Genomic DNA, 24,703 nt, shown 5'->3' with positions numbered 1-24,703 from the left:
GTTGCCTATACAACTAGACAAATACTACCTGTAGCACCGATCAGCGCCAAGCCCTCCTTTTGCGAAATATTTGTGACATGCCCCAACGCACCCCGATCTGGACCGCCATCGCCCATAGTCTGCGCAGCGACATCGCAGCGGGTGTCTATGGCCCCGACGACAAGCTGCCGACCGAAAGCGCGCTGGCCGCGCGGTTCGGGGTGAACCGGCATACGGTGCGGCACGCGATCAAGGCGCTGGCGGGCGAAGGGCTGGTGTTGCCGCGGCGCGGTGCAGGAGTGTTCGTGACCTCGACGCCCACCGATTACCCCATCGGCCGCCGCGTGCGGTTTCACCAGAACCTGTCGGCGCAGGGGCGGATGCCAAGCAAAGAGTTCCTGACGTTGGAAACCCGCACAGCGCGCCCCGAAGAAAGCGACGCACTCGCGCTGGCGCAGAACGCACAGGTGCAGGTCTGCGAGGGGCTGTCCTTTGCCGACGGTCAGGTGATCGCGCTGTTTCGCAGCGTCTTCTCTGCCGCGCGCTTCCCCGACATGCTGGCGCATCTTGAACAGGCGCAATCGGTGACGGCGGCGCTGCGGCTCGGGGGCGTGACGGATTATACCCGCGCTTCAACCCGCATCAACGCCAAGCTCGCCAGCGCCACCCAGGCGCTGCATCTACGCGTGGCCGAGGGCGCGCCGATCTTGCGCACGATCAACCTGAATGTGGATGATCAGGGGCAACCCCTGGAATACGGGCGCACGTGGTTTGCGGGGGACAAAGTGACCCTGACACTGGCAGATACCTGAAATCCCGAGGCGCTATTCGTAGCGCTCCAGAAATGCCTCGGCTGAAAGCGTGCGGAAATCATCCAGCGCGCGGTGCAAGGCGTCATGGGGCCAGTCCCACCATGCCAACGCCATCATCCGGTCAGCGATGCCCGCGCTGAACCGCGCCCGCAGCGGCACCGCTGGAATACCCGCGACGATCATATAGGGGGCGACATCCTTGGTCACGATGGCCCCACCCGCGACGACCGCGCCGTGGCCGATCGTTACCTCTGGCCGCACCTGTGCGCCATTGCCAAGCCATGTGTCATGACCAAGGGTAACGCGCCGGCTGCGACGGTGTGCGAACCAAGCGTCATCGTCAGCCGCGCCGTCAAAGTAGTCGCCCGCGCGGTAGTGAAAGTGATGCAGGCTGGCTTTTTCCATCGGGTGGTCTGTGGCCCCGATCCGCACATAGGCCGCGATGTTCGAGAATTTACCCACGGTGGTGTTGGCAATGTCGGCGTAGCGGTCGCAATAGCTGTAATCGCCAAGCTGGCTATGGGCGATCCGCGACCCGCGCCCGACCTCTGTATAGGCTCCGAATGTGGCATCTTTGATCTCGCAGTCGGGGTGGATGAGGGGGCTGTCGGCAGTCAGGCGCGGCATCAGTGACCGCCCTCGTCACCGTTGATCAGCTTGCGGCGCAGCCAGCCCGAGAAACTGTCCATCGCCATGACCATGAGCACGATCAGCACGATATAATAGGTCACCTCTTCCCAGTCCTTCTGGGTGGCAATCGCCTGCGTCAGCAGCAGACCGATGCCGCCGCCGGTGATCGCCCCGATGATCGTCGCAGAGCGGGTGTTGGATTCGAGGAAATAGAGGACCTGGCTGAGCAGCACGGGCACGATCTGCGGCAGCACCCCAAAACGGTAGCGTTGCAGCGGCTTGGCCCCGGTAGAGGCGATACCTTCGATCTGTTTGCCGTCCACATTCTCCAGCGCTTCCGAGAACATCTTGCCGAAAGACCCCGTATCGGTCAGCAGGATCGCCAAGGCTCCGGTCAGCGGCCCCGGCCCGAAGGCGCGCGACAGGACGATGGTCCAGATCAGCCCGTCGACACCGCGCAGGAAATCGAACATCCGCCGTGCGGCAAAGCGCAAGGACCGCAGCGGGGTAAAGTTCTTGGCCGCAAGAAACCCCAGCGGCAGGGCGATGATCGCCGCGCCGAATGTGCCCAGAAAGGCCATCAGCAAAGTCTCGTAAAGCGCCCAGGCCACATCACTGTGCCGCCACATGCGGTTGGTCCAGAAGTCATGGAAGATCGCGCCCGCTTCACCGCTGAACGCACGCCCCATCAGCGCGACCGGGCCCAGCCCGTGGTAGGGGCTGTCGAGCGTGAAAAAGAACAGCTCCCACCCGTAGTCGTATTTGAACACCTCGGTCCGGTTGCGGGTGATCGTCAGCCGCCCTGCCTCCGTGTTGATCATCACGCGGTTCTTGGACGCGCTGATATAGTCGGGAATATCGCCGGGCGGGAATGTCGCCTGAACACCGCGCTGCCCCGGCTCGGCCATGACCGTGCCATAGCCCGGGATGTCATAGCTCACCTGCGGGCCAAAGGTCACGATATGACCGCCCCCCAGATCCGCGACAGGGCGATCCCCCAACGTGACCCAATCGGGGGCCGTGCCGGCTTCATATGCGCCCTTACGCTCGCCTTCGATCGCGACGGAAAACGCGCCGTCGCGGTTGTCCTGCGTGACATGGGTCTTGTAGCTATAGGCATCGGCCACCAGCGTGCGGGCATTTCCCACGTTGATCCGATCCCCCAGCCCCGGAATATCGAAGGCAAAGAAGATATAGACGAAATAGGCCAGAACGATCACGGGCAGCGCCAGCGCAGCCATCCGCTTGCGCGAGAAATGGACCATCGTCTGGGTATGAAGGGCGGTCGCGGTCATAGGGTCACCTTTGCGCTCGGCAGGCCGTGGGTCAGACGGTTACGGAAAACAGAAGAAAGCTGGTCGACGATCACAATCGTCAGGAACAGCAGCAGGAAGATGGCGGCGGCCTCGTCGAATTTGCCTTGCCCCCAGCTCATGGTGTTGCGCAGGTCATAGCCGATGCCCCCTGCCCCGACGAAGCCAAGGATCGCAGAGGCGCGGATGTTGATCTCGAACCGCAGGAGCGCATAGCTGATGTAGTTCGGGGCCACCTGCGGGATCACGCCAAGCCACATGCGCTGGCTCCACCCCGCCCCGACAGAGGCAAGACCCTCTACCGGTTTGAGCGATGCGTTTTCATTCACCTCCGAGAACAATTTGCCCAAGGCACCGATGGTATGCAGCGCGATGGCGATCATCGCAGGCACTGGCCCGCCCCCCAGCAGAAAGATCAGCACCAGCGCGATGACAATCTCGGGTATGGCACGCAGCAGATCCAATACGCGGCGCAAAGGGCCCACGAGCCACGGCACCGGAGCCAACCCGCGCGTGACCATCAGCGACAAGAACAGCCCGACCATCGCCCCCAGCAGGGTCGAGGCGACGGCGATATTCACCGTCTCTATCAGCGACGGCAGGTATTTCGCCATATAGCCGGGCAGCAGGTGCCCGCGTTCAATCGCTTCGCCGATCACATCGGCGGGGAAATCCAGAATATTCGGCAAGCCGTCCCAGAACCCGCCCGCATTGCGGTTGCCTGCGGTGTTAAATCCACCCACCAGCAGCGCTACGAAAAGGATCAGCAGCACCAGATTCATCCAGCGCTTTGATCGGGCCAGTGCCAGATAGTTTTCCTGAATCCCTGCCAGGTCGGGGTCGGTTTGCGATGTCGCGGTCATGGGAAGCCCTTACGTAAAAATGCTGGCCCCGATGCGGATCGGAGCCAGCGACAGTGCTTAAATCACTTGGATCAATTCGATTTTGCCTTGCGGGCTTCGATGATCGACACATAGGCGTCATGGGTAATCGGGTCGAACCCAAGGCTGTCGCCCGCCGCCACGCCATAGGCGCAGTCGGGGTCGTTCTCGTACAGGTTGTCGACCAGCGCGGTCATCTTGTCTTTGACGTCCTGAGGCAGGCTGGTGCGCAGCACGACGGGGCCTTCGGGGATCGGCTTGGAGCGCCAGATTTCCACCAGATCGTTCATATCGACCAGGCCTGCGTCCACGGCCTTGCGCAGCGCGCCGGAGTTGTAGCCGTCTTCCCAGTTGCCCTGACCATCAGCCCAGGTCACGCCTGCATCGATGTCGCCATTGTTGACCGCAACGATGGTCTGCTCGTGACCGCCGGTGAACTTGACCTCGCCAAAATACGCGCCGGAGTCCATGGTGATCTCTTCGCCCATCTGGGGGATCTCGATGGACGGGATCAGATAGCCCGAGGTGGAGTTCGGGTCACCGAAGCCAAAGACCTTGCCCTTGACGTCTTCAAGCTTGGTGATGCCGCTGTCGGCGCGGGCAAACCCGATGGAGTGGTAGCCATAAGACCCGTCCACGTTGATTTTCACCAGCACAGGCTCGACCGCTTCGGCGTCTTGCAGATACACGGCGGCATAGGCGGAAGCACCCAACCATGCCATATCCAGCGTGCCGCCCAGCAGACCCTGGATAACGCCGTTATAATCGGCAGGGGCGAACAGCTTGGTCGGGACGCCCAAGGCATCCTCGGTCATGGCGCGCATACATTCGTTCGAATTCATCCGGTCCTGCGCGTTCTCGCCACCCAGAATACCGATGCGGAATTCGGAAATGGCTTCGGTTTGGGCCACAGCACCCGTCGCAAGGGCGGTCGTCGCGAAAGCAGCAGCAAGTAGTTTGTTCATCGGTCGTCTCTCTTTTTGCAGATAGGCCCCCGAGGATCGGAGGCTGGGGATGAAAAGATAATTGGGGTTATTGCGCCGCCACCGTTTCGGGACGGGCGGACAGCGTTTCGATCTGGGTCGATGTCGTCGCTTCGGAAAAGCTGGCATCCGCCCCGTAAATGTCGCGCGCCACACCGGTGGTCAGCTGCGCGGGCGTGCCGTCAAACACGATGCGCCCCTGCCGCATGCCGATCACGCGGTCGCAATAACGACGCGCGGTGTCCAGCGTGTGCAGGTTCGCGATCACCATGCGCCCGTCCTGTTCGTGGATATCCCGCAGCGCCTGCATCACCAGCTGTGCGTTCATCGGATCAAGCGAGGCGATGGGTTCATCGGCCAGAATAATCGTGGGGTCCTGCATCAGTGCGCGCGCAATGGCGACACGTTGCTGCTGACCGCCCGACAGGGCCTCGGCGCGTTTGGGAGCGTGCTCGGCAATGCCCAGACGATCCAGAATATCGATGGCGCGGATGATGTCGCCTTCGGGGTAGAGGTTGAACATCGTCGCCAATGTCGACCGGCGGTTCAACGTGCCATGCAGCACGTTCGACACCACATCCAGACGCGGCACCAGATTGAACTGCTGAAAGATCATCGCGCAATGGGATTGCCAATCGCGCTTCTCCGCCCCGCGCAGCTTGGTGATGTCGCGCCCGTTGACCAGAATCTCGCCCGAACTGGCAGGGGTCAGGCAATTCATCATCCGCAGCAGCGTCGACTTACCGGCACCGGAACTGCCAATGATGCCAATCATCATCGGGCGGTCGACGGAAAAGCTCGCCGCGTGAACGGCTGTATTCGCGCCAAATGTTTTTGTGACGGCTTGAAGCTGAAGCATTCGGTTCCCCTTTTTTCGGGGAACCTAGGGCGGCATTAATTCACATTCGTTTCAGCTTTATGAAAGTTTCACGACAGCGGAACCTTTCACGATCCTCGTCTATTTCAGGCCGGTAGAGCCGAATCCGCCGTCCCCGCGCGTGGTATCGGACAAGGCATCGACCTCGACACAGACGTATTGTTGAACCTGCGCAATAACAGCCTGTGCGATCCTATCCCCGTGCCGGATAACGAAAGGCGCATCCCCTACATAGTACAGCCCGACCATCACCACGCCGCGGTAATCCTCATCCACCGTGCCGGGCGCATTGGGAATCAGAAACCCGTGCTTCAACGCCAGGCCCGACCGTGGCCGGATCTGCATCTCTGTCCCGCGCGGCAGCTCGACCGAGAACCCGATAGAGATCAGACTGATCTGCCCTTTCACAAATTCCATCGGCCCGTCGGGCAGAAAGGCCCGCAAATCCATCCCCGCCGCCCCGGCAGTGGCATAGGACGGCAGCGGCAGATCATCATTGCCGCTGACCCGTTTGAATTTGATCTCGCTCATCATCCGCTCCACCGCACGCGCGCTTTCCAAATGGTTTTAAATCCTCGCCGAAGGCAAGAAAACTCTAGCTCAACGCCTCTGCAATGCGCGCGGCCAACTGCTGTGCCACCTGATCCTTGCCCATGCGCGGCCAGCTTTCGGCCCCCGCATCCGTGATCAGGGTCACAGCATTTTCCGCCCCGCCCATAATGCCTGTCGCCGGTGAGACATCATTCGCAACGATCCAGTCGCAGCCCTTGCGCAGCCGTTTCGCCGTGGCGTTTTCAACGACGTCATTCGTCTCCGCAGCGAAGCCCACGACCAGCTTGGGCCGCCGCGCCCCCGCCGCGCTGACGGTTTTCAGAATATCGGGATTTTCAGCAAAGCTCAGCACCGGCAGCCCGTCTTTCGATTTCTTGAGCTTTCGATCACTGGCGCTGGCCATGCGCCAATCCGCCACCGCCGCGGCGAATACGCCTGCGTCGACGGGCAAGGCTGCCTCTACCGCCTCCTGCATCTGCTGCGCCGTTTGCACGCGGATCACCTCTACCCCGTCGGGCGGGGGCACGTCGGCAGGGCCAGTGACAAAGATCACCTGAGCCCCCAACGCCGCCAACGCGCGCGCAATCGCGGTGCCCTGCGCGCCCGAGGACCGGTTAGCGATATAGCGGACAGGATCAATCGGCTCATGCGTCGGGCCGGAGGTCACCAGAATACGTCGCCCCTTTAGCGGACCATCGGCCAGCTGCGCCTCGACCGCGGCGACGATCTCAAGCGGTTCGGACATGCGCCCGGGGCCGAATTCCCCGCAGGCCATATCACCATCATTCGGGCCGACCACATGGATGCCATCACCGCGCAGGGTCGCAAGGTTGCGCTGCGTCGCGGGGTGGTCCCACATGCGCACGTTCATCGCCGGCGCAATCAGCACCGGCGTATCTGTTGCCAACAATAGGGTAGAGGCCAGATCATTCGCCACACCGCTCGCCATCTTGGCCATCAGATCCGCCGTGGCAGGGGCCACCACAACCAAATCCGCGACACGGCTTAGCTGGATATGCCCCATCTCGGCCTCGTCGCCCAGATCGAACAAGTCGCGATACAGCTTCTGCCCCGCCAACGCTGAAACAGACAAAGGCGTCACAAACTCTTCGCCCGCGCGGGTCAGCACGGGCGTCACAGTGGCCCCGCGTTCGCGCAGGCGACGGATCAGATCAAGGGATTTGAAAGCGGCAATACCGCCCCCGATTATCAGCAGAATATGTTTGCCAGCCAGCATGATCGCCCCCGTCGTCGGTGTTCGTCCCGACCATAGGGGGGCGGTTCATTTTCCGCCAGCCCGTTCCTGCGGCAGAGCGCGCAGACCGCGGGATCATATCTGGGGGCTCACATCAGGAAGTGGCGCACCTCGGAGGATTGTGTCTCAAGCGTTTTGCGCATCTTGCCAAAGGCCGCGGCCTCTAGCTGGCGGACACGTTCTTTCGACAAGCTCAGCTCGGCACCCAAACTTTCAAGCGTCCGCGGCTGATCGCGCAGCTTGCGTTCGCGCACAATGAATTGTTCGCGTTCGTTCAGGGCCTGCATCGCCGACAACAGCCAGCTGCGCAGCGTCAGCGTGTCGTGGCTTTCCTCGACACGTTCGGCGGCCTGCGCACTGTCATCGACCAACGCGTCGATCCACTCGCGGCCCTCGTCCTCTGCCGATTGCGTCGCGTTCAACGAGAAATCAGAGCCGGACAAACGCCCCTCCATCATCTCGACGTCATGCATCGGCACGCCAATCTCGGTAGAGATCATCTGACGCAGCTGATGCTTGTCCAAGGTCTCGCCCGCGGCTTGGGCCTCGCGCTCAAGGCGTGCCTGTACACGGCGCATGTTGAAGAACAGCGATTTCTGAGAGGACGTAGAGCCGGTGCGCACCATCGACCAGTTGCGCATGACGTGATCCTGAATGCTCGCCTTGATCCACCAGACGGCATAGGTAGAAAAGCGCACCCCGCGGTCGGGGTCGAACTTGTCGGCAGCTTTCATCAGGCCCAATCCGGCCTCCTGGATCAGATCATTCATCGACGCGCCATAGCGCTTGAACTTACCCGCCATCGAGATAGCTAGACGCATATAAGCTGTGATCAGCCGGTGCAGCGCTTCCTCGTCGCGTTCGTCCCGCCAGGCATAGGCAAGCTTCAGTTCTGTCTCCGCATCTAAAAGCTCTGCCTTCATTGCGGTGCGGGTCAAAGAAAATTCACGTGATTGCGCCAGCGTCATGATGTCCATCCCTACTATTGAGGCACATCTGTCTGCGCCTTTTCATGTAAACGCGGAAAACCGCCAGTTGGTTCACGCGGAATCGAAAAAGAATCGGCTTTTTTCCGCGCAGCTTGCTTTGACTTTGTGACAATGACGCTAAATAAATCGCAAACCACTGGGCGAATAAGGCGCGCTGATCATGACTATCTGGCATTGGGTGCGCCACGGCCCGACCCACGAGAAAAACTTTGTCGGCTGGCGCGATGTCCCTGCCGATCTGTCCGATGTCGCACAGCTCGGGCGGCTCAACGCGCATCTGCCGCAGACTGCCGTGATGGTATCTTCGGACCTCATCCGCGCTTCTGCCACCGCCGATACGCTGGCCTCTGCCAGCCGCCTGCGCCTGCCCCATGACCGCGACCTGCGCGAACTTGATTTCGGGCTGTGGGACGGCATGCACGCCCGCGATGTATCGCAAAGCCACCCCGAGCTCAGCCGCGCCTATTGGACCACCCCGGGTGACATCGCCGCCCCCGAAGGCGAAAGCTGGAACGACGCGGCCCGCCGGATCAACGCCGCCGTTGACCGGATCACACAGGCCCATCCGAACACAGATATCATCGCCGTGGCGCATTTCGGCGTGATCCTGACACAGGTCCAACGCGCGCTTGGTGTGGATGCCCATGCCGCGATGGCCCATAAGATCGACAACCTGTCGGTCACGGATATACACATCACCCCGCAGGGGTGGGACATCGGCACCATCAACCATCAGGTCTGACGGTCCCGCCCCTACCTTCATTTTGCCAATTAAACTCAAATCCCGCGCTTCCCACGTTCGTTAACGCTTATTAAACACCCCCGCCCTACCCCTGAGGTATCGCAAGGCATCGGGGGTAGAATGGTCGCACGGGCATATACGGTCGCATTCCAGGGCATCGACGCGCGCATCGTCGAGGTGCAATGCGCGCTCTCCGCCGGCATGCCCGCCTTTTCAATCGTGGGCCTGCCCGACAAAGCGGTGTCAGAAGCGCGCGAAAGGGTTCGTGCCGCGCTTGGTGCGATGGCCATCGCCCTGCCCAGTAAACGGATCACGATCAACCTCAGCCCTGCCGACCTGCCCAAAGAAGGCAGCCATTTCGACCTGCCGATCGCGCTGGCCCTGCTGGGGGCGATCGATATCCTGCCGAATGATGTCATCCAAAGCACCGTCGCCTTGGGCGAACTGTCGCTGGACGGGAGCCTGATCCCCGTGATCGGCGCGCTGCCTGCGGCGATGGCTGCGGCGGAAAACGGGCGTAGCCTGCTTTGTCCCGCTGCCTCTGGTGCCGAAGCGGCATGGGTCGGCAATGCGCAGGTGATCGCGGCCCCCAGCCTCGGTGCGGTGGTGCAGCATTATACCGGCCAAACCCCGCTGCCCCCTGCCACACCGGGCGAAGTCTCGCAAAGCCCCAGCCAGCATGACCTGCGCGATGTCAAAGGTCAGGAACGCGCCAAACGCGCCTTGGAAATCGCGGCCGCGGGACGTCATCACCTGATGTTTGTCGGCACGCCCGGCTCGGGCAAATCCATGCTGGCGGCGCGTTTACCCTCCATCCTCCCCCCGCTGACCCCACAAGAAGCGCTCAGCACCTCTATGATCCACTCGCTTGCCGGGCTTCTGGATGACGGTGGCATCTCTCGTCTGCGCCCGTTCCGCGAACCGCACCACACGGCGTCTATGGCGGCGATCATTGGCGGCGGGCGGCTGGCCAAACCGGGAGAGGTCAGCCTTGCCCATAACGGCGTGCTGTTCATGGATGAATTCCCCGAATTCCCGCGCACCGTGCTGGAAACCCTGCGCCAACCCGTCGAGACGGGCGAGGTGATGATCGCCCGCGCCAATGCACATGTGAAATACCCGTGCAAATTCATGCTCGTCGCCGCCGCGAATCCCTGCAAATGCGGCTACCTCAGCGATCCGTCCCGCGCATGTAGCAAGGCCCCCGCTTGCGGAGAGGATTATATGAATCGCGTCTCGGGCCCGCTGCGCGACCGCTTCGACCTGCGCATAGATGTGCCGCCCGTGGGCTATACCGACCTCGACCTGCCCCCCAGTGCGGAAGGCTCGGCGGAGGTCGCCCAAAGGGTGCAAGCCGCGCGGCGGCGCCAGCACGACCGCTTTGCCGACCATCCCACAGCGGCCCTGAACGCAGATGCAGAAGGGGACCTGCTGGAACAGATCGCCGCCCCGGATACGGAGGCGCGGCAGCTGCTGTCCCGCGCGGCAGAGCGGTTTCACCTATCGGCCCGTGGGTATCACAGGGTATTGCGTGTGGCGCGCACCATCGCGGATTTGGACGGGGCTGGCGACGTGCGCAAACCGCATCTGGCCGAAGCGCTCAGCTTTCGGTTGCCGTCGGTGGTAGTTGCGTGATCCAGGCCGCCAATGCGTCCAACGTGACCCGCGCTTCGGGCAGGGTATTGTGGAAGATCGGCCAAACGTGGGGCAGGTCATGCTCCTCTTCCAACGACGCGCTAACACCTTGATCCCGCAAACGCGCTGCCATCCGGCGCGCGTCATCGCGTAAAATCTCTGTGGACCCGACGGTGATCCAGACTGGCGGTGCCCCCGGATAGCTCGCAAGCAAGGGGCTTATATCGGGATCTCGGGGGTCTGCACCGGCCAGATACACCTCTGCCATAAGACCGGCCTGCGCGGCGGGCAATACGGCCTCTCGTGCCGCATTCTCGCGGAAGCTGGCCCCCTCGTGCAGAAAATCGGTCAGCGGTGAAAAAGCAAAAAGCGCGCGCGGCAGGGGGCCACTGCCTGCACAAAGCCGGCTAAGCAGATTGAACGCCAGCGCGCCGCCAGCGCTATCGCCGCCGACAATGATATTCTTCGCCGGCACACCACTGTCGAGCAGCGCCCGATAGGCCGCGGCGACATCTTCGATTGCGGCGGGAAACGGCGCTTCGGGGGCAAGACGGTAATAGGGCAATATCGCCGCAGCCCCCAGACGCTGCGCCAAGGCCCCCAGCATCGCGCCGTGGGTATCGGGGCTGCCAAACACGAAACCGCCCCCATGAATATAAAAGATCACCAGATCAGAGCGTGTTTGCGTAGGGCTCACCCGCAGAACATCGCCCGCGCCAACCAAGCGGCTGCGGGTGATCTGGGTGCCGCGCGGTGCGCGAAACAGCAGCCGCGCGGTTTTCGCGAAATCACGACGTATCTTGTGCACATCACGCGTGCGCGCCAGCTTGCGCTTCTCTACCAAACGTAAATAGCCGTTCAGCAGAGGGCGCAGCAAGCTCATGCGCGCTTACGCTCGATCGCTTCCCATATCTTGGCCGCGATATTGGTGCCGTCGAAACGTTCCAGTTCTTGTATACCCGTGGGAGAGGTCACGTTGATCTCTGTCAGATAGTCGCCAATGACATCGATGCCGACGAAAATCTGCCCTTTCTCGCGTAGCAACGGGCCGATGGCGGCGCAAATTTCAAGGTCACGCTCTGTCAGGCCGACCTTCTCGGGGCGGCCGCCCACATGCATATTCGACCGGGTTTCCCCCTCTGCCGGGACGCGGTTGATGGCCCCGACGGCTTCGCCATCCACCAGAATCACCCGTTTATCGCCCTTGGACACAGCCGGCAGGAATTTCTGTACGATCAACGGCTCGCGCGAAAAACCGGTGAACAGTTCGTGCAAAGAGCTGAGGTTGCGATCATTCGTGTCCAGACGGAAGACCCCCGCGCCCCCGTTCCCGTATAGCGGCTTGAGGATGACATCCTTATGTTTCGCCTTGAACGCTTTGATCGTGTCCAGATCACGGGCGATTGTGGTCGGCGGGGTCAGCTGCGGGAAATCGAGCACCAGCAGTTTTTCGGGGTAGTTCCGCACCCAGAACGGGTCATTCACCACCAGCGTTGTCTCTTTCAGACGGTCCAGCAAATGGGTCGAGGTGATGTAATGCATGTCGAACGGCGGATCCTGCCGCAGCCAGACCACGTCGAAATCCGCCAGATCAACCTCGCGTTCAGGCCCCAAGGTGGCGTGATCGCCCTGCACCCTCTGCACGGTCAGATCATGACCCCGCGCGGTTATGCGCCCCTCTTGATAGGCGAGGTGATCGGGGGTGTAGTAGAACAGCGCGTGCCCGCGCGCCTGTGCTTCCTCGGCCAGGCGAAAGCTGCTGTCCGCGTTGATGTTCACGTCCCCGATCGGGTCCATCTGAAAGGCGATTTTCATAAGGGGTCTCCCTGTTGTTCCTTTCTAGATGGCGCAGCAGGGCGTGGGGTGCAATGGGTCAGTCGTGCCCGAAGGCGTTTTCAAGGATACGCAGGTCACCGGTTTGATCGACCAACGCCACGTCAAACCGCACATCCGTCAGCGCGCCCTTGGGTTCGCCGCCAATGAATTCTTCGGCGGATCGATAGATACGGCGCATCTGTTTCCGGTTCAGACGCTGCAGGGCGCTGTCATGGCTTTTGCTTTTCTTCACTTCGACAAAGACGATCCCGTCGCCGTCTCGCATGATCAGATCAATTTCGCCCGCCTTACCGCGCCACCGTTCATGTGCCAGATCAAAGCCGCGGCGGCGGTAGTCATCCGAAACCTGCAGTTCAGCCGCACGACCTGCGTGGTAGGAAACAGCCCCTTGAACGGATTTCGCCAATGTCGTCAGTGTGTCGGTCATCTTAGGTTTCTTTCCCCAGTTCCAATGCCGCCTGATACACCTGTCGGCGCGGCACATCATATGCCTGCGCCACCATATCGACGGCATCGCGCATCGAATTCGTTTCCAATGCGTTCGCAAGGTCAGAGGTTAGATCACTTTCGCTAACAGCCGGTAAACGCCCGCGATCGATCAGCACAACAATCTCGCCCTTCGGGGCTTTACCGCTGTAGTGTTCGGTCAACTCATCTAGGGTACCGCGCTGAATTTCCTCGAACTTCTTGGTCAGCTCGCGACAGACAGCCGCCGGACGTTCCCCGCCCAGCGCCTGTGCGGCATCGCGCAGCATCGCCCCCACCCGCTTGGGTGATTCGTAGAAAACCAGCGTGCCTTGCACCTCTTTCAACTTTTGCAGCGCCGTGAGCCGTGCGCCTTTCGCATTGGGCAGGAACCCTGCGAAAAAGAAGGCATCCGTCGGCAGCCCTGCCAAAGCCAGCGCGGTCAGCACCGCCGAGGGGCCCGGGGCGCAGGTCAGCATGAGCCCTGCCTCGCCCACACCGCGGGACAGTTCGAACCCCGGATCCGCGATCAGCGGCATGCCAGCCTCAGAGGCATAGGCAACGGATTGCCCATCGCGGATCGCGGCGACAAGCTTGTCCTGCACGCCACTGCCCGAATGGTCGTGCAGCGCCACAATCTGCCGCCCGTTGAGAGGCACCCCATGGATATCCATCAACTTACGCAGGCTCCGCGTGTCCTCCGCCGCCAGCACATCAGCCGAGGCCAGCACGTCGAGCGCCCGCAAGGTTATGTCGCGGGCAGAGCCGATCGGCACCCCGACAAAGTAAAGCCCCGCCGCAAGGGGAATCTTTTGGTAATTCAAGCTGGACCCGCCTTTCGCACCCTCTATGATCAGTGCATATGTCCCCGGGGCCATCGCCGCCGACCTGCCACCAATGGAGTGACACCGTTATGATCGCTGTTTTCAACATCCTTCGCAAGCCACTGCGGCTTTTGATCCTGCCACTGATCGCATTGGCGCTTGCCGCCTGTGAACCTGTGGCGATGACCAATATGAACGGGTCCAAGGGCCCCAAAGTCGACTCGAGCAAACCTATTCCGGTGGCCTTGCTGATCCCGCGTGGCGGTTCAGCGGCAGATAACCTGCTGGCGCAAGAACTTGAGAATGCCGCGCGTCTGGCGATCCGTGATCTGGGCGGCGTGCAGATTGACCTGCGGGTCTATGGCACGGGCGGCAATGCTGGCACTGCCGGCACCGCGGCGGCTCAGGCCGTCACCGACGGGGCTCAGATCATTCTGGGGCCGCTTTATGGCGAGGCCGCAAATGCGGCGGGTAACGCGGTTGCCGCGCAGGGCGTGAATGTGCTGTCCTTCTCGAACAACCCCAGCATCGCGGGCGGCAATGTCTTTGTGCTGGGTCAGAACTTTAACGACACCTCCAACCGTCTGGTCCGCTACGCCAAAAGCAACGGAAAAGACAAGATCCTCGTACTGCACGGTCAGGATCTGGCCGGCCAGCTGGGCCGCGATGCCATCCTCAAGGCGATTGCCGCAAACGGGGCGACCTCTGCCGGTACGGTTGATTACGCGCTGAGCCAAGAAGCCGTAATGTCTGCCGTGCCGCGCGTGAAAGCTGCCGTAGAAAGCAACGGGGCGAATGCGGTCTTCCTGACGACATCCTCGGCCAGTGCGCTGCCGCTCTTCGCACAGATGCTGCCAGAGGCAGGGATCAGCGGGGCCACCACGCAGTACATCGGTCTGACCCGCTGGGACATCCCGCCCCAAACGCTGGCCCTGCCCGGTGTGCAAGGTGGCTGGTTCGCCCTGCCCGATCCCGGTGCGACAACCGCATTTTCGCAGCGCTATGCCGCAGCCTATGGCGACACACCGGGCCCGATCGCTGGTCTGGCCTTTGACGGGATCGCAGCCGTGGGGGCCTTGGCGAAATCCGGCAAATCCGACGCGTTGTCCGCGGCACGTCTGACCCAAGGCGCGGGCTTCCGCGGGGCGAGCGGCGTGTTCCGCCTCAAGGCCGACGGCACCGCCGAACGCGGCCTTGCCATTGCCACGATCCGCAACCAGCAGGTCGTCATCATCAGCCCTGCCCCCCAAGCCTTTGGCGGGGCCGGTTTCTAAGGGACCGCCTTTTGTGAAACCCCTTGTTGCACCAGCAGAATCAGGTGAGGCCACCGCGCGTCACCTGATCAGCACCCCCAAACGCATCTTTGACGAAGCGGCTGTTTCTGCCGCGCTCAAGGACGTGCTGGACGGTTTGACCGATCCGGCAGAGATTCAGGCCGCCGCCGTCGCCGTCCTGCAAGACGCGCAAAAGAACGGGCGCGCCGAAATCGCCCGCGCCTTTGCGGCGTCACCCTTCAACGCGCGCCCCATGACGTCGGCCTATTGCTACCTCACCGATCAGCTTGTCCGCACGACCCTGCAGATCGCCGGACAACGGCTCCACCCGGTTGAAACGCTTGGCCCGAACGACCGGCTCGCCGTGATCGGCGTCGGCGGGTATGGCCGCGGAGAGATGGCCCCCTATTCTGATGTGGACCTACTGTTCCTCATCCCCCAAACGCCCAGCCAGCGCACTGAAAACCTGATCGAATCCATGCTCTACATGCTATGGGATCTCAAGTTGAAGGTCGGCCATTCCACCCGCACCATCCGCGACTGCGTGACCCTTGGCCGCGAGGATTTTACGATCCAGACAGCCCTGCTGGAGCACCGCTTTATCGCCGCGGACGTGGCTTTGGCGCAGGATCTGGATGAAACGCTCAAGACCGATCTTTTTGCAGGCACCGGTCGCAGCTTTATCGAAGCCAAGCTGGAGGAACGCGACGCGCGGCACCGCAAGCAGGGTCTACGGTATGTTGTGGAACCCAATGTCAAAGAGGCCAAGGGCGGCTTGCGCGATCTGCAATCGTTGTTCTGGATCGCCAAACATATCTACAGTGTCGAACATGCCGCCGATCTTGTCGACCGCGGCGTGTTTCTGGAGGAAGAATTCAAGACCTTCGTCGCGGCCGAGAATTTTCTTTGGGCGGTACGCGGACACCTGCACCTCATTTCAGGACGCGCGACCGAACAGTTGACCTTTGACATGCAGGTCGCCGTGGCCGAGGCGATGGGATACCGCGACACGCGGGGCCGCCGCGGGGTCGAGGTGTTCATGCAGGCCTATTTCCGCCACGCCACCGAAGTGGGAGAGCTGACGCGCATCTTCCTCACCAAGCTCGAAGCCTTGCACGTCAAGGCGGAACCGCTGCTCGAACGTATCTTTCGCCGTCGCCCCAAGCTGCGGGACGGCTATGAGGTCGTGGGCGGGCGGCTGGCCGTCACCGATGGCAAGGCGTTTATCAGCGACAAGCTGAACCTGCTGCGCATCTTCGAAGAGGCATTGCGCACCGGCATGTTGATCCACCCCGATGCGATGCGTCTGGTCAAAGCGAACCTCGCCCTGATCGACGACGACATGCGCAACACGCCCGAAGCGCGGCGGATCTTCCTTGATCTGATGCTGAAACACGGCAACCCCGAACGCGGCCTGCGCCGGATGAATGAACTGGGCGTGCTGTCGGCCTTCATCCCCGAGTTTGAGCCCATCGTGGCGATGATGCAGTTCAACATGTACCACAGCTATACGGTGGACGAGCACACGATCCAGTGCATCACAAACCTTGCCCTGATCGAGAAGGGCGAGCTGGAAGAAGACCTGCCCGTCGCCTCGTCGATCCTTCAACGTGGGGTGAACCGCAAGGTGCTATATGTGGCTCTCTTGCTGCATGATATCGCCAAAGGCCGCCCCGAAGACCATTCGATCCTCGGGGCCCAAATGGCCCGCAAGATCGCGCCCCGTCTGGGCCTCAACAAGGCCGAGGTCGACACGGTCGAATGGCTGGTCCGCTACCACCTGTTGATGTCGGATATGGCGCAAAAACGCGATATTTCCGATCCGCGCACCGTGCGGGACTTTGCCAAGGCTGTGCAGACCGTCAAACGGCTTGATCTGCTGTGTGTGCTGACCGTCTGCGATATCCGCGGCGTCGGCCCGAACACATGGAACAACTGGAAAGCCGTGCTGATCCGCGGGCTCTACCGGCAAACCAAACGCGCGCTTGAAACCGGGCTCGAAGACCTCAACCGCGAGAACCGCGGCGCGGGGGCCAAAAAGGCCCTGCGTGCGGCCCTTGCCCATTGGCCGCGCAAGGATCTTCAGGCCGAAACCGCACGCCACTACCCGCCCTATTGGCAGGGGCTTCATACGGCATCGCAGGTGGTATTCGCCGAACAGCTCCGCGATATTCAGGACGGTGAAATCCGCATTGACCTGCACCCTGACGATGACCGCGACGCCACCCGCGCCTGCTTTGTCATGGCAGACCACCCGGGCATCTTTGCACGGCTCGCCGGTGCGCTGGCGCTGGTCGGGGCCAATGTCGTCGATGCCCGCAGCTATACCACCAAGGACGGCTGGGTGACTGATGCGTTCTGGATTCAGGACGCCGAGGGCAACCCCTACGACGTCTCGCGCCTGCCACGGCTGCGGCAGATGATCTCCAAGACGCTCAAGGGTGAAATTCTGGCCCGCGATGCGCTGAAATCCCGCGACAAGGTGAAAAAGCGCGAGAAAGTGTTCAAGGTGCCCACGCATATCACCTTTGATAACGAAGGCTCCGAGATCTACACGATTATCGAGGTGGATACCCGCGACCGCCCCGGCCTGCTCTATGACCTCACGCGGTCGCTGTCTGAATCCAACGTCTATATCGCCAATGCGGTGATCGCGACCTATGGCGAACAGGTGGTCGATACCTTCTACGTCAAGGATATGTTCGGGCTGAAATACTATACCGAAAGCAAGCAGAAGACGCTCGAGAAACGGTTGCGCGCGGCGATCATCGACGGTGTTGCGCGGGCACAGGACTGACATCGGCGCTTTCGCGCGGGCATGACGGCTGTGTTCGCATTTCCCTGATTGCGCAGTGCGGCGCCAACGGCTAGGCCATTTGCACCGCAGTTACGGGGCAGCACCACCATGAAACCTATCCGCCTTATGTCCGGCTTCTTCACCGTCGGGATCTGGACCCTCCTCAGCAGGGTCATGGGGTTCGTGCGTGATGTGATGATCGCGGGCTACCTTGGCTCCGGCCCCGCAGCCGAAGCGTTTCTGGTCGCCTTTTCCTTACCCAACATGTTCCGCCGCTTCTTTGCCGAGGGGGCGTTCAACATGGCCTTTGTGCCGATGTTCTCGAAAAAGCTCGAAAGCGGCGATGATCCGGAAAAATTCGCGCAGGATGCTTTCGTCGGTATGGCGTTCATCCTGACGCTGTTCACCATCATCGGGATCGTCGCGATGCCGGGGCTGGTGCTGCTGATGGCCTCGGGCTTTGCGGGGGACGAACGCTTCGATCTGGCGGTCGAATACGGGCGTCTGGCCTTCCCCTATATCCTGTTCATCTCCCTCGCCGCACTTGTATCGGGCGTGCTGAACGCCACGGGCCGCTTCATGGCGGCGGCAGCAGCCCCTGTGGTGTTGAACGTCATCTTCATCCTCGCCGTCCTGATCGGGGCCGCCCTTGGCCGCGACGGATCGGAGGCGATCGGCATGGGCATCGACAAGGCGCTTGGCCTGCAGATCGGCGACACGCTGGCGCTGTCTGTCCCGCTGGCGGGGATCGCGCAACTGGCGCTGGTCTGGTGGGCCGCGAAACGCGCAGGCTTCACACTGACCTTCGGCCGTCGCCCCCGCCTGACGCCCGAGCTGAAACGCCTCGCCATCATCGCCGCCCCTGCGGCCCTGGCGGGCGGGGTCATGCAGATCAACCTGTTGGTAGGCCGTCAGGTCGCCAGCTTCTACGAAGGGGCCGTGGCCTGGCTCAATTACGCAGACCGCCTCTACCAACTGCCCTTGGGCGTGGTGGGGATCGCGATTGGCGTGGTGCTGCTGCCCGACCTGTCACGACGGCTCAAGGCCGGAGACGAACAGGGATCGCACACCCAGATCAGCCGCGCCGCCGAGGTGTCGCTGGCGCTGACCATCCCCTCGGCGGTTGCGTTGATGGTGATCCCCTTCACGCTGGCCACGGTGCTGTTCCAACGCGGGGCCACAACCACAGATGACGCCGCAGCCATCGCCATTGCGGTGGCAATCTACGGGCTCGGCCTGCCGGCCTTCGTGCTGCAAAAGATCCTGCAACCGCTTTACTACGCGCGTGAAGACACCCGCCGCCCGTTCTACTTTGCCGTGGTCGCAATGGTGGTGAACGTGGTACTGGCCGTCGGCCTCAGCCCCGTGATCGGCTGGATTGCCCCTGCCATCGCGACGACATTGGCGGGATGGGCGATGTTTGCCTTGCTGGCCTATGGCGCACGTGGCTTCGGGTTGGCCGCGAAATTCGATGCGCGTTTTCACAAACGCATCTGGCGCATCATGGCGGCGGCGGCGGTCATGGGCGGAGCGCTCTGGATCGGCAACCTGGCCCTGCAACCCCTGCTCGCCGAACCCTGGTGGCGCGGGGTCGCCCTGGTGATCCTCATTGCCCTGGCGGCCGTCAGCTACTTCGGCACCGGCCAGCTCATCGGTGCGTTCAAACTGGCCGAATTCAAACGCGCCCTAAAACGCGGCTAACCCGACCGGCTTCCAAATGGCATTAAATCCCGGGGGTCAGGGGGCTGGCCCCCTGCCTGTCACGCCTGCCTGTCCCGCCTGCAAGCCTCACCGATGCCGAATACGCTCCCGCAGCCTGCCCCATTCGCCCGGCGCGAAAACAAAGCTCAGCGCGAAACCACAGGCAAAGCCCAAAAGCTCCGCCACCCACTGGGTTCCCGCGTCAAAGAACACGCCCCAGATCAGTTGCAACCCCATCAGCACGGCAATCAGGGAAAACGCGCGGTACTGCTGTTCCCCTTGCCCCGCCAGCTTGCGCCACATGACAAAGGAATAGCCGCCGATCAGCCCATAAACCGACGGGTAGGCACCGACCAGCCAGACCGGATCATCCAGCACCAGCGCATAGACCACCGCCCCGAAAATGCCCGACACAAAGAAGATCGCCAGAAACGCCACCTGCCCCATCGCCTCGGCCACCATCTTGCCAAGCGCCAGCAACAGCACGCAGGCAAAGATCGCATGGGTGAACCCCAGATGGATGAAACTATAGCTCACCACCCGCGACAGGTCGCGCAGGGGGAACTGCATGTTGGCGACCATCCAGTCGAAGACATCGCCCGAAAACCCGAAGTCGCGGATCAAGGCCAGACGCCAGCCCACAGCAGCAGGACCGCCGATGATCCCGGCCTCGGCCAGCGACAGCACGACCTCTATCCCCGCCAGCGCCAGAAAAAGCAGCGTGACGGTTGCGGGCATCGGGTTCACGGGGGGGTGAAAATCTGGGTCTTCCATAGGGCCTCCTTGACGGGCATGGTGCGCATGGGTAAGCCCATCTGGCCGTAGTTTCCAGCCTTATCGGAGCATCCAATGACCGACACCTCTTTCACCCCGCGTGTGTTTTCCGGCATCCAGCCGTCGGGCGATTTGCATCTTGGAAACTACCTGGGCGCGCTCAAACGTTTCGCCGATGCGCAGGACAAGGGGGTACAGTCGATCTACTGCATGGTAGATCTGCACGCCATCACCGTCTGGCAGGACCCTGCGGACCTCAAGCGCAGCACGCGCGAGCTTTGTGCCGGTTTCATCGCTTCGGGTATCGACCCCGATAAATCCATCCTGATCAACCAAAGCCAGGTGCCCGAACACGCGCAACTGGCCTGGGTCTTCAACTGCGTGGCGCGTATGGGCTGGATGGGCCGCATGACCCAGTGGAAGGACAAGGCCGGCAAGAACGCCGAAGCTGCCTCGCTGGGGCTCTTTGCCTATCCCGCGCTGATGGCCGCCGACATCCTGATCTATCACGCGACCCATGTGCCCGTGGGCGAGGACCAGAAACAGCACCTTGAACTGACCCGCGACATCGCGGCCAAGTTCAACCATGACTACGGCGTCGATTTCTTCCCGTTGACCGAACCGGTGATCGAAGGGGCTGCGACCCGCGTCATGTCCCTGCGCGACGGGTCCAAGAAGATGTCGAAATCCGACCCTTCCGATGCCAGCCGTATCAACCTGACCGACGATGCCGACACCATCGCCAAGAAAATCCGCAAGGCCAAGACCGACGCCGATGCGCTCCCCTCCGAAGTGGACGGCCTCAAGGACCGGCCAGAGGCGCGCAATCTGGTGAATATCTTTGCCGCGCTGAACGACCAGACCGTTGAACAGGTTCTGGCCGATGTGGGCGGCCAGCAGTTCGGCACCTTCAAACCCAAACTGGCTGAACTCGCCGTCGCCAAAATGGCCCCGATCAGCACCCGCATGGCAGAGCTGATGGCCGACGAGGCAGAGATCGACCGCATTCTGGCCCACGGTGCCACCCAAGCGCGCGAGATCACCGCGCCGATCCTCAAGAAAACCTACGAGATTGTGGGCATGGTGGGCTAAACCAGCCCGCCCCTTCACCCTTTCCCAAATACTCACTCCACAGGTCCCCCCGCAGCACCAAGGCTGCGGGCCTTGCCCCCATGGACAATCCTTTAGCGTTTTGCCAGCCTTCGCCCGAACCACGAAGGGGATAGACGATGACCACCGGTTTTTTCATGGATGAACGCTGCTTTTGGCACGCAGGTGGCAACTATGCCTTTACCATGCCCGTGGGCGGCTTGGTGCAGCCGCTGGCGGCGGGCGGCCTGCCGGAAAACCCCGAGACCAAACGCCGCCTGCGCAATCTGATGGAGGTCACCGGCCTGATGGCCGAGCTCGACCTGCGCAGCGCGGCACCTGCATCGCGCGAGGATCTGCTGCGGGTCCATCCGGCTGCCTATCTCGACGACTTCAAGCGCCTTTCCGACGCGGGCGGTGGAGAGCTGGGGTTGCGCACCCCCTTCGCCGCGGGCGGGTTCGAGATTGCGGCGCTGTCCGCGGGCCTCTCCATCGCCGCGGTAGAGGCCGTCGCCAAAGGTGACCTCGACAATGCCTATGCGCTCAGCCGTCCACCGGGGCACCATGCGCTGCCTGATTTTCCCAACGGCTTCTGCCTGCTCGCCAATATCGCCATCGCGATCGAGGCAGCAAAGGCCAAGGGGCTGGTGCGCCGCGTTGCCGTGCTGGACTGGGATGTGCACCACGGCAATGGCACCGAGGCGATCTTTTATGACCGCGACGACGTGCTGACGATCTCGCTCCATCAAGAAGGGAATTACCCGCTTGATACCGGCGCGCTGGCGGATCGAGGCAACGGCGCGGGAGCCGGTTACAATATCAACCTACCGATGCACGCGGGGTCGGGGCATACGGCCTATCTGCACGCGCTCGACCGCGTCGTGATCCCCGCGCTCGACGCGTATCAACCCGATATGATCATCGTCGCCTGCGGTTTCGATGCTTCTATCGTGGACCCGCTGGCGCGCATGCAGGCCACAGCGGAAACCTTTGCCGAGATGACACAGCGGATCAAAGCCGCGGCGCAAAAACTTTGCGGCGGCAAGCTGGTGCTCGTTCATGAAGGCGGCTATTCAGAGGCCTATGTTCCCTTCTGTGGCCACGCCACCATCGCAGCCCTCGCAGACAGTGACATCACAGCGCCAGATCCCCATGCGAAGAACTTTCGCATTCGCCAGCCAAGCCCCGCATTCGACGCTTTCCTGCGCGCGTCCATTGACGACATGGCGCAAGAGCTGAACCTATAAGAGAGACCCCGATGCCGACACCCAATCCCGACGCGCTGCACTTCCTGCAAACCCGCCGTTCGCGCCCCGCCAAAACCCTGACCACACCGGTCCCCGACCGCGACATGCTGACCGAGCTGTTGACCGTGGCCTCGCGCGCGCCGGATCACGGGATGCTGGAGCCGTGGCGATTTATCGTGATCGAAAAGCCCGCGATGGCGCGTCTGGCCGACATCGCCGAGGCACGCGGCACCGCCCTGGCGCTTGACGCCGAGCAGATCCAGAAGGGCCGCGGGCAATTTGATCAGGGCGATCTGGCGGTTGTGGTGGTCGAGGTGCAGAAACCCTCGCCCAAGATCCCGCCGTTGGAACAGACCTATGCCGTGGGCGGGGTCTGCCTGTCGCTGGTCAATGCCGCGCTCGCCTCTGGCTGGGGCGCGAACTGGCTAAGCGGTTGGGTCAGCCACGACCGCGCCTTCATGACCGAGGCTTTCGACCTCGCGGAGCATGAACGCATCGCAGGCATCATCCATATCGGCACCGAAACCTCCGCCCCGCCAGAGCGCGGGCGCCCCGACATCACGGCGATCACCACATGGCAATAGCACAGATTTTTCGCGCCTTCGGGCTGGCTGTTGGACAGGTGGGCGATCCAAGCTTTCGCCGCGTGCTGCTGCTGGGTGTCGGCTTGGCGTTGCTGCTGCTCGTCGGTGCGTCTGCGGGCTTTGTCTGGCTGATCGACTGGCTGACCGGAGAGGACAACTGGCTGCCCGTTCTGGGCGAGGTCTCGTGGCTTGACGATCTGTTCAGCTGGGGGGCAGCGCTGCTGTTGATGGTGCTGTCGGTGTTCCTGATGGTGCCCGTCGCCTCGGCCATCACGTCGATGTTTCTGGATGATGTGGCCGACGCGGTAGAGGCCGAACACTACCCCCATCTGCCCCCCGCCACGCCTGTGCCCTTTGGCGATGCGCTGCGCGATACGGTGAACTTCATGGGGGTGCTGATCGGCGTGAACGTCGTGGCGCTGGTGCTGTACCTGATGTTCGCCCCCTTCGCGCCCCTGATCTTCTGGAGCGTGAACGGTTTCTTGCTGGGGCGCGAGTATTTCACTCTTGCCGCGATCCGGCGGGTGGGCCGGACCGAGGCAAAGCGTCTGCGCGGGAAACATAGCCTTACAATCTGGGCCGCCGGCGTGTTGATGGCGATTCCCCTGTCGGTGCCGCTGCTGAATCTGGTGATTCCGATCCTAGGGGCGGCGACCTTTACCCATTTGTTCCACCAATTGGTGTCGGTGTCCCGTGGAGCCACTGCTCCACATCCGCCACGGTGAACCAGCCCGACAGGATGATCCCCGCGATGATCGCCCAAAGCACGATCGACACAGCGGTCGTCCACAGCGCTTTCTTTTTAAGGTGGTGATGTTCGGGGGCCCCCGCGTGGGTGCCCTCGACGATCTGGCCCAGATCCCCCTGGGTCTGCACCCGTACTGGCAGCAGGATCATGAATACCATCGACCAGATCACGGTGAACAGAACGATACCTGACATGACGGCCATGGTTACACCTGCTCCAGCTCGACCAGCGCGCCGTTAAAGTCTTTGGGGTGCAGGAAAATCACCGGCTTGCCGTGGGCACCGATCTTGGGCTCACCGTTGCCCAGAACACGCGCGCCGCTTTCCTTCAGGCGATCCCGCGCCGCGATGATGTCTTCGACCTCATAGCAGATGTGGTGGATGCCACCGGCGGGGTTCTTTTCCAGAAAACCGTTGATCGGGCTATCGTCCCCCAGCGGGTAAAGCAGTTCGATCTTGGTATTGGGCAGTTCGATAAAGATCACGGTGACGCCGTGGTCGGGTTCATCCTGCGCGGGGCCAACATTCGCACCCAAAGCGTTGCGGTATTGATCCGCAGCGGCCTCAAGGTCCGGCACGGCGATAGCTACGTGGTTTAGGCGACCGATCATCATTCTTCTCCCTCAAATCAACATTTGACCCGGTTTATGGGCTGCCGCTGCCGCAAGAGCAATGCGTCACGTTAACACCGTATTAGCGAAGCGCGCCTAACCATAG

At 62.0% G+C, this 24,703-nt stretch carries 25 protein-coding genes; 10 read left to right on the top strand and 15 right to left on the bottom strand.

The features are described 5' to 3' along the window. Positions 1–77 precede the first annotated feature (77 nt). Positions 78–791, top strand: a complete 714-nt coding sequence (gene phnF / locus ACTRWK_RS07455) for a phosphonate metabolism transcriptional regulator PhnF (protein WP_005851300.1) — start codon at positions 78–80, stop codon at positions 789–791. A 12-nt stretch (positions 792–803) separates the two neighbouring features. Here the strand turns inward: phnF and ACTRWK_RS07450 are convergent, their stop codons facing one another. The 8 genes from ACTRWK_RS07450 to ACTRWK_RS07415 all read right to left on the bottom strand — a co-directional run bounded on the left by ACTRWK_RS07450 (position 804) and on the right by ACTRWK_RS07415 (position 8,259). Next, positions 804–1,418, bottom strand: a complete 615-nt coding sequence (locus ACTRWK_RS07450; protein ID WP_037943150.1) for an LbetaH domain-containing protein — start codon at positions 1,416–1,418, stop codon at positions 804–806. Next, positions 1,418–2,716 carry a phosphonate ABC transporter, permease protein PhnE gene (phnE, locus tag ACTRWK_RS07445; RefSeq protein ID WP_037943149.1) on the bottom strand — a complete coding sequence of 433 codons (1,299 nt, stop codon included), beginning with the start codon at positions 2,714–2,716 and terminating at the stop codon, positions 1,418–1,420. The genes ACTRWK_RS07450 and phnE (ACTRWK_RS07445) overlap by 1 nt, the downstream gene beginning before the upstream one ends. After that, positions 2,713–3,597, bottom strand: coding sequence for a phosphonate ABC transporter, permease protein PhnE (phnE, locus tag ACTRWK_RS07440; RefSeq protein WP_462843857.1), 885 nt, complete (start codon positions 3,595–3,597; stop codon positions 2,713–2,715). The genes phnE (ACTRWK_RS07445) and phnE (ACTRWK_RS07440) overlap by 4 nt, the downstream gene beginning before the upstream one ends. Positions 3,598–3,668: 71 nt before the next feature. After that, positions 3,669–4,580 carry a phosphonate ABC transporter substrate-binding protein gene (phnD, locus tag ACTRWK_RS07435; protein WP_005851293.1) on the bottom strand — a complete coding sequence of 304 codons (912 nt, stop codon included), beginning with the start codon at positions 4,578–4,580 and terminating at the stop codon, positions 3,669–3,671. A 67-nt stretch (positions 4,581–4,647) separates the two neighbouring features. Continuing rightward, on the bottom strand, positions 4,648–5,457 hold the full coding sequence (gene phnC, locus ACTRWK_RS07430) for a phosphonate ABC transporter ATP-binding protein (protein WP_037943147.1): 810 nt from the start codon (positions 5,455–5,457) through the stop codon (positions 4,648–4,650). 99 nt (positions 5,458–5,556) lie between these two features. Continuing rightward, positions 5,557–6,006, bottom strand: coding sequence for a dUTP diphosphatase (dut, locus tag ACTRWK_RS07425; RefSeq protein WP_037944894.1), 450 nt, complete (start codon positions 6,004–6,006; stop codon positions 5,557–5,559). Between the two features lie 64 nt (positions 6,007–6,070). Then, complete coding sequence (gene coaBC / locus ACTRWK_RS07420) at positions 6,071–7,264, bottom strand: bifunctional phosphopantothenoylcysteine decarboxylase/phosphopantothenate--cysteine ligase CoaBC (RefSeq protein ID WP_037943145.1); 1,194 nt, start codon at positions 7,262–7,264, stop codon at positions 6,071–6,073. A gap of 107 nt (positions 7,265–7,371) precedes the next feature. Further along, a complete protein-coding gene (locus tag ACTRWK_RS07415) occupies positions 7,372–8,259 on the bottom strand; it encodes an RNA polymerase factor sigma-32 (RefSeq protein WP_005851286.1) in 888 nt (295 codons plus the stop codon). Between the two features lie 172 nt (positions 8,260–8,431). On the opposite strand from ACTRWK_RS07415, the gene ACTRWK_RS07410 reads away from it, so the two are divergent. Both ACTRWK_RS07410 and ACTRWK_RS07405 read left to right on the top strand, forming a co-directional pair. Beyond that, positions 8,432–9,013: a histidine phosphatase family protein gene (locus ACTRWK_RS07410; protein ID WP_037943144.1), complete on the top strand. Its 582-nt coding sequence runs from the start codon at positions 8,432–8,434 to the stop codon at positions 9,011–9,013. 120 nt (positions 9,014–9,133) lie between these two features. After that, positions 9,134–10,648 (top strand): YifB family Mg chelatase-like AAA ATPase, encoded by a 1,515-nt coding sequence (locus tag ACTRWK_RS07405; protein ID WP_289081814.1) that lies wholly within the window; start codon positions 9,134–9,136, stop codon positions 10,646–10,648. Here ACTRWK_RS07405 and ACTRWK_RS07400 read toward each other — a convergent pair. From ACTRWK_RS07400 to rsmI, 4 genes are read right to left on the bottom strand one after another with little or no spacing between them, the layout of a single operon-like run. Then, the gene (locus ACTRWK_RS07400) at positions 10,614–11,531 is read right to left on the bottom strand and encodes an alpha/beta hydrolase (RefSeq protein ID WP_462843856.1); all 918 of its coding nucleotides are present in this window, start codon (positions 11,529–11,531) and stop codon (positions 10,614–10,616) included. The two genes, ACTRWK_RS07405 and ACTRWK_RS07400, sit on opposite strands and share 35 nt — an antisense overlap. Next, positions 11,528–12,463, bottom strand: a complete 936-nt coding sequence (gene gshB / locus ACTRWK_RS07395; RefSeq protein WP_009825956.1) for a glutathione synthase — start codon at positions 12,461–12,463, stop codon at positions 11,528–11,530. The genes ACTRWK_RS07400 and gshB overlap by 4 nt, the downstream gene beginning before the upstream one ends. Before the next feature lie 58 nt (positions 12,464–12,521). After that, complete coding sequence (locus tag ACTRWK_RS07390) at positions 12,522–12,911, bottom strand: YraN family protein (protein WP_005851276.1); 390 nt, start codon at positions 12,909–12,911, stop codon at positions 12,522–12,524. 1 nt (position 12,912) lies between these two features. After that, a complete protein-coding gene (rsmI, locus tag ACTRWK_RS07385) occupies positions 12,913–13,773 on the bottom strand; it encodes a 16S rRNA (cytidine(1402)-2'-O)-methyltransferase (protein WP_005851274.1) in 861 nt (286 codons plus the stop codon). An 89-nt stretch (positions 13,774–13,862) separates the two neighbouring features. Between rsmI and ACTRWK_RS07380 the strand changes: the two genes are divergently transcribed. The 3 genes from ACTRWK_RS07380 to murJ all read left to right on the top strand — a co-directional run bounded on the left by ACTRWK_RS07380 (position 13,863) and on the right by murJ (position 19,545). Further along, positions 13,863–15,047: a penicillin-binding protein activator gene (locus ACTRWK_RS07380; protein WP_009825954.1), complete on the top strand. Its 1,185-nt coding sequence runs from the start codon at positions 13,863–13,865 to the stop codon at positions 15,045–15,047. 13 nt (positions 15,048–15,060) lie between these two features. Further along, positions 15,061–17,844 carry a [protein-PII] uridylyltransferase gene (locus ACTRWK_RS07375; protein ID WP_037964853.1) on the top strand — a complete coding sequence of 928 codons (2,784 nt, stop codon included), beginning with the start codon at positions 15,061–15,063 and terminating at the stop codon, positions 17,842–17,844. 108 nt (positions 17,845–17,952) lie between these two features. Continuing rightward, positions 17,953–19,545 (top strand): murein biosynthesis integral membrane protein MurJ, encoded by a 1,593-nt coding sequence (murJ, locus tag ACTRWK_RS07370; protein ID WP_074636055.1) that lies wholly within the window; start codon positions 17,953–17,955, stop codon positions 19,543–19,545. An 87-nt stretch (positions 19,546–19,632) separates the two neighbouring features. On the opposite strand, the gene ACTRWK_RS07365 is transcribed toward murJ, so the two are convergent. Beyond that, positions 19,633–20,319 carry a rhomboid family intramembrane serine protease gene (locus ACTRWK_RS07365; RefSeq protein WP_037943134.1) on the bottom strand — a complete coding sequence of 229 codons (687 nt, stop codon included), beginning with the start codon at positions 20,317–20,319 and terminating at the stop codon, positions 19,633–19,635. Positions 20,320–20,394: 75 nt separating this feature from the next. Between ACTRWK_RS07365 and trpS the strand changes: the two genes are divergently transcribed. The 4 genes from trpS to ACTRWK_RS07345 all read left to right on the top strand — a co-directional run bounded on the left by trpS (position 20,395) and on the right by ACTRWK_RS07345 (position 23,964). Then, the gene (gene trpS, locus ACTRWK_RS07360) at positions 20,395–21,411 is read left to right on the top strand and encodes a tryptophan--tRNA ligase (protein ID WP_005851266.1); all 1,017 of its coding nucleotides are present in this window, start codon (positions 20,395–20,397) and stop codon (positions 21,409–21,411) included. Positions 21,412–21,548: 137 nt separating this feature from the next. After that, on the top strand, positions 21,549–22,655 hold the full coding sequence (locus ACTRWK_RS07355; protein WP_289081816.1) for a class II histone deacetylase: 1,107 nt from the start codon (positions 21,549–21,551) through the stop codon (positions 22,653–22,655). A gap of 11 nt (positions 22,656–22,666) precedes the next feature. Beyond that, positions 22,667–23,239 (top strand): nitroreductase family protein, encoded by a 573-nt coding sequence (locus ACTRWK_RS07350; protein WP_289081817.1) that lies wholly within the window; start codon positions 22,667–22,669, stop codon positions 23,237–23,239. Beyond that, complete coding sequence (locus tag ACTRWK_RS07345; RefSeq protein ID WP_289081818.1) at positions 23,230–23,964, top strand: EI24 domain-containing protein; 735 nt, start codon at positions 23,230–23,232, stop codon at positions 23,962–23,964. Before ACTRWK_RS07350 ends, ACTRWK_RS07345 begins: the two co-directional genes overlap by 10 nt. Here the strand turns inward: ACTRWK_RS07345 and ACTRWK_RS07340 are convergent. Then, positions 23,897–24,190, bottom strand: a complete 294-nt coding sequence (locus ACTRWK_RS07340; RefSeq protein WP_289081819.1) for a DUF1467 family protein — start codon at positions 24,188–24,190, stop codon at positions 23,897–23,899. The genes ACTRWK_RS07345 and ACTRWK_RS07340 overlap by 68 nt on opposite strands. A 2-nt stretch (positions 24,191–24,192) precedes the next feature. Beyond that, complete coding sequence (gene mce / locus ACTRWK_RS07335; RefSeq protein WP_005851258.1) at positions 24,193–24,597, bottom strand: methylmalonyl-CoA epimerase; 405 nt, start codon at positions 24,595–24,597, stop codon at positions 24,193–24,195. Between the last annotated feature and the right edge of the window lie 106 nt (positions 24,598–24,703).

The organism is Sulfitobacter sp. G5_S2_6_S6 (assembly GCF_054968505.1).
The sequence above is the reverse complement of the archived record's forward strand: the minus strand, read 5'-3'. Positions and strand labels throughout refer to the sequence as shown.